Annotated in this window: 5 protein-coding genes; all 5 read right to left on the bottom strand. The window is 40.8% G+C overall.

What is annotated here, in order from left to right; genetic code table 11:
- Positions 1-79 precede the first annotated feature (79 nt).
- Positions 80-799, bottom strand: coding sequence for an acetolactate decarboxylase (gene budA / locus EKM61_RS11240; protein WP_068225493.1), 720 nt, complete (start codon positions 797-799; stop codon positions 80-82).
- A gap of 23 nt (positions 800-822) precedes the next feature.
- Entirely contained in the window at positions 823-2,499 is a 1,677-nt protein-coding gene (gene alsS, locus EKM61_RS11245; RefSeq protein ID WP_068377042.1) for an acetolactate synthase AlsS, read from the bottom strand.
- Positions 2,500-2,833: 334 nt separating this feature from the next.
- On the bottom strand, positions 2,834-3,349 hold the full coding sequence (locus tag EKM61_RS11250) for an Rrf2 family transcriptional regulator (protein ID WP_068225495.1): 516 nt from the start codon (positions 3,347-3,349) through the stop codon (positions 2,834-2,836).
- A gap of 268 nt (positions 3,350-3,617) precedes the next feature.
- Positions 3,618-4,181, bottom strand: coding sequence for a hypothetical protein (locus EKM61_RS11255; RefSeq protein ID WP_404802826.1), 564 nt, complete (start codon positions 4,179-4,181; stop codon positions 3,618-3,620).
- Between the two features lie 123 nt (positions 4,182-4,304).
- A complete protein-coding gene (locus EKM61_RS11260; RefSeq protein ID WP_068377044.1) occupies positions 4,305-4,868 on the bottom strand; it encodes a GNAT family N-acetyltransferase in 564 nt (187 codons plus the stop codon).
- Between the last annotated feature and the right edge of the window lie 111 nt (positions 4,869-4,979).

Raw genomic sequence — 4,979 nt, forward strand, 5'->3', positions numbered from 1 at the left:
CTTTTTTATTTTTCTGATTTTCAAAACAGACAAAAAACCGGTATTAGTTATTCACCAATACCAGAAAGTGTAGACCCATTTATTTTTCTGCCTTGTTAATTGACGTACTCATTCCGGCGTAATTAAAATCTTCCTTCAAAAAAGCCGGATCTTCTAACGGGAAGTGTTGCTGCAACGACGCAAATGGCTGAATCGAAACGTCCCCTTCGGCCAGAGTGTAATCAAGCACGTGCCCGCCAATGGAATGATCATTGCTCAAAAAATGGACGTGGTAACCAGCAACTGCAACACCCTGAAATAATTCTGGTGCGTAATAACCGATTAACGTTCCCTCAACATTTTCTTGCTTGAATTTTGGCTGCGTCTTTGTTGACTCAGTTAGGTTGGGGTACGGCTTTTCCTGTTTTTGAACAACGCGGGTCAACATGTGACTGAATGTTCCTCGGATTTTAACCGCATAAAAAACGTTCTTGTAAGGATAATCCGTTAGTAATTTTTGCTCAACATCAGCCTTGGTCAACTTAGTCTCGTGGGTCGTTACTTTAGGGTCGTCAAAGTGCACCGTTGCAAAAGGAACTGATTGTTCGGCCGTCAGTTCGTGCACCTCACCTGTTTCAACAACTTGATAGGCGTGGCCATCCAAAACAACCATTTCACCATTAAAATCTTGGACGGTTCCAATACCGGAATTCCCGTGTTGCAGCAATTCACCGATAGTCATTGTTCCTTCAAACAGACCGGGAACTAACAAACTCAACGTGCCATGTTGGTACAATACTGATTTATCTGTTACTGCCATTTTCTTGCTCCTTTGCTTAAATCTTAATAGAACTGATCAGGTAAAATCGTCTCACCTAAATTCTTATTATCACTGTAATCAATTGGAATATCAACAATCACCGGACCTTGCGTTGCAAATGCCTGATCCAAAACCTGGTTCAAGTCACCGGATTGGTTAACCCGCAAACCAGTTGCACCAAAGCTTTCAGCATATTTTACAAAATCAACCGCGCCAAAATCAACTCCAGCGGACTCGCCGTACTTCATTTCTTCTTGGAATTTAACCATATCATAGTGGCCATCATCCCAAATCAGCTGAACAATCTTTAAATTAAGTCGCACAGCCGTTTCCAATTCTTCACCAGAAAATAAGAAACCACCATCACCGGAAACTGAAATGATCTGGGTATTTGGCCGCAATAATGCAGCAGAAATCGCCCACGGTAAGGCTACCCCAAGTGTCTGCATTCCGTTACTGAACAACAAATGACGTGGTTCATAACTACGAAAATGCCGGGCCATCCAAATATAGTGGCTTCCCACGTCAACCGCGACCGTCATTGAATCATCGACCCGTTTCTGTAAGGCCGAAATAACTGCCAACGGATGGACCAATTTTGTTTCTGGTGGCATAACTGGTGGTAAATCACGCTGTTCTAATTTTGTGTGTAATTGTTCCAAATAATGTTGCGAAGTTTCTTTAATCTTGAGCCCCTTTAAATAAGGTAATAAGAATTCTAATGTCTGGGCAATATCACCAACAAGCTCCTGTTCAGGCTGATAATTATGGTCGATTTGTGCCTTCATATCATCAATAACAATAATTCGGGCATCGCTTTCGGCATTCCAATTTCGCGGTTCATACTCAATTGGATCATAGCCCACCGCAATGACTAAATCACTGTGTTTCAACAACATATCGCCTGGTTGATTACGGAATAATCCTACCCGACCAAAGAAATTCTTCTCTAAATCATGAGAAATAATTCCTGCTGCCTGGAAGGTTTCAACAACTGGTAAATCAGAAACTTCTAAAATATTCCGAATTGCCTGGGTCACTTCTTCCGAAGAAGCACGCATGCCGACTAATAAAACCGGTAGCTGCGCTTCTTTGATTTCCCGAGCCAAAACGGTGATATTGGCCGGACTGGCGGGACCTAGCTTTGGGTCCTGTAGTGGCATGATTGCTGGACTTTTAACCTCAGAATCAACCACATCTTGGGGCACACTAATAAAACTAGCACCTTGCTTAGCCGAAGTTGCCTCACGATAGGCATTGGCTAAAACCTCAGAAACATTCTCTGGTTCCTGAACTTCAGCACTATATTTAGTAATTGGTGCCATCGTAGCTGCATTAGCCATGCTTTGATGCGTCAAGCGCAGTAAATCAGTCCGCTGAACTTGCCCCGAAATAGCCAATACTGGATCACCTTCGGCAGTTGCTGTTACCAGCCCTGTGGCCAAATTACTTACCCCAGGTCCAGATGTTGTTGCGACCACGCCTGGTTTGCCAGTGATCCGGCCAATTCCTGCGGCCATAAAAGCGGCATCCTGTTCGTGCCGGGTAACGATTAATTGTGGCGTTTTCGGGTTTTTACTATGACTCAAGCGATCAAATAAACGGTCGATCTTAGCCCCCGGAATCCCAAATACGTACTTAACATCATGATTAATTAGGCTTTCTAAAATAATATCCGCACCATATCGTTTTTCTGTCAAAAAGTCTCCTCCTCGGTTCTTTAAGGTCTATTATATTTTGATCCAAGTTTTATCAAACGTATCTAACTCTAATGTGTACCAAAAACCGTTTTTTATCATAGCATATCTAACCGCAAAAAGCTTGTGCAATTTATTTTGTGAATTCAATTTCAATCTTGCTAAATCACTCTTTATATGCTTGGCTTCTTTTCACAAACTGTAAAATTACACCACATGTGTGCAGCATTTAATTTGGGAGTCCTTTTAAGCACGGTTTTATGCCGAATCTTCTTTTACCTGACAAAGATTCATCTAAAAAAGCTGAGGCCACTGGGCTTCAGCTTTAATTTGGATTTTAATGAAGATTATGCAGTAATCGTTGAATCAATAGTTCACGCTTTTCATCAGTCTCATTCCAATTAATCAACGGAATTTCAGATTCACCTAAAGTCTCGCTAATCAGTTGGTAAACACTCCGTTTTTTTAATGAATCTTCCCACAGCGAATCCGCACGGCTAAAAACTGAATTAACCACCGATGTTCCCTGCTTTGCGACTGGTTGAAAATCTTTAAAAACAATATCAATTAGGCCTGAATCAGGATAAGTATGAATATCCCCTTCAGTCGCTTGGACAACGTCATAAAGACTAATATTCTTGGCAGGCCGAGCAATTGTAAAACCACCATTATTCCCTGAAACCGACTTCACTAACCCTGCTACCACTAATTTGCGCATAATTTTACGTAAATACGTTTGGGAGCCGTTTAACCGATGATGAATAACTTCAGATGAGATCGGAAAGTCTGGGTCTTGCGTTGCTAATAATGTGATAATACAAGCCGCCTGTTCGAAGCCTCGCGTCAATTGCATGACTGATACACCTTTTTTCTACAAAATTAGAGTGTGTCCTAAAAGGGCGTTCGAATTTTCCCCATAATTAAGAAATCGCATCTGAACGCTTTTTCGGACACTCCCTAGATTGCTACTCAAAGTTATCATAGCATATTCATCATCAACTTTGCCAACATATCAAAAAAGAACGCTTGTAAAAGGTTGCTAGAACCATTACAACACGTTCCTCCTGCCAAGGGTGTTTCTCAATTGTACTGCAATCTAAACTAACTGCCAAGCCAACTGCCTATTCGAGTTTCAACTTAAAACTGGCTAGGCCTTGCTTTTTATCTTGAATATCAAACTTAAAACCAAACTTACTCAATAGGTAAATAACCTTTTTTAAACCCTCACCATCAAAGGAACTGACATTACCCTCAATTTCAGTAACGTTTATTTTGCGTGCAATTTTAAGTAAATTAATAATTGCTAATTGTGCCATCCCATGATTTTGAAAATCATAAAAAGCAAGTTGGCTCTCGGAACCAAGTGTCTCCAGAACGGTCATGTGAATCTCGTTGTCCCACGCACTGTATTCAAAAAGTAGCTCACTTTGATAGTCTGTTTTGGAATGGCCGTACTTATCAACATTTGCGTACGGGGTATACACAAATACCGAACAGCTTCGTTCATTAAATCGTTCCCGATTTAGATTCGTGTAAACAATATATGGCGTAATTTTCTTCGGTTGTGCATCAATTCTATCTTGTTTTTCAAGTATCGTTAAATCAGCATCAGCTTCAATCGCGATTAAGCGTTCAGTGTAAGCCTTTTTCATTGCATTTTCACGCTCTTTTTGCTCATCCATCATAGTTCCCCCTATCCATAATCAAATTTATTATACCATAACCAACGACGTCTTTAATGGATAATCATTATAGGATAGAGATTTTCATACTGTTTTCATCAAAGCCCCATTAGAATTACTTCAAAACTAAGAATTCTCTAATTTGGCCTGTTGCGCCCGGTAATCAGTCACCGTTAATTTATAATAACATTCCGTTACTGGTGCATCATCCGCAAATAACTTTGGGCGTTCTAATTCATATTCAAAATGGAATCCTGTTTTTTCGATTACACGTTTTGACTGGCGATTACTTGCAAAATGGCCCACCCAAATTGTCATTAAGTGTAAATGATTAAACCCAAAGGCCAGTATTCCCATGATGGCTTCCGGCATTAGGCCCTGCCCCCAATAGTCTTCATCCAAAACAAAACCTAACTCACGCTCGCTGTCCTCAGGCGTTGATCCTGACGGTGCTCTGCGGTGTAGACCGATACTACCGATTACATGATGTGTTTCCTTTAATTCAAGTGCAAAAACCTCGTCACTACGAATGAATAACGTTAAAATTGCCTGACTTTCACCAAGCCCACTATGCGGCTGCCAACCAGCCATTTTACCTAGTTTGGGATTCTGCGCAAAATGATGTAAATCATCCAAATCATTCTCTGCGAACGAGCGAAGAATCAATCGTTGCGTTTCTAAACGTGCCAACCTGCTAACCTCTTTCTTATTTTTAGTTTAAATTCTGAAACTTGAAAGCTAATAATCACGCCAAAGGCGTGTGGTTATTGGCTTTTTTGGCAAAAAAATAAACGCAAGCTC

Origin of the sequence: Loigolactobacillus backii, assembly GCF_003946275.1 — a bacterium.
In the GTDB taxonomy this organism is placed as follows: Bacteria; Bacillota; Bacilli; order Lactobacillales; family Lactobacillaceae; genus Loigolactobacillus; species Loigolactobacillus backii.

Coding starts and splice junctions, on each gene's coding strand:
- EKM61_RS11250 (WP_068225495.1), bottom strand. CDS start 3,349: ATGCAATTGACGCGAGGCTTCGAACAGGCGGCTTGTATTATCACATTA.
- EKM61_RS11255 (WP_404802826.1), bottom strand. CDS start 4,181: ATGATGGATGAGCAAAAAGAGCGTGAAAATGCAATGAAAAAGGCTTAC.
- budA (WP_068225493.1), bottom strand. CDS start 799: ATGGCAGTAACAGATAAATCAGTATTGTACCAACATGGCACGTTGAGT.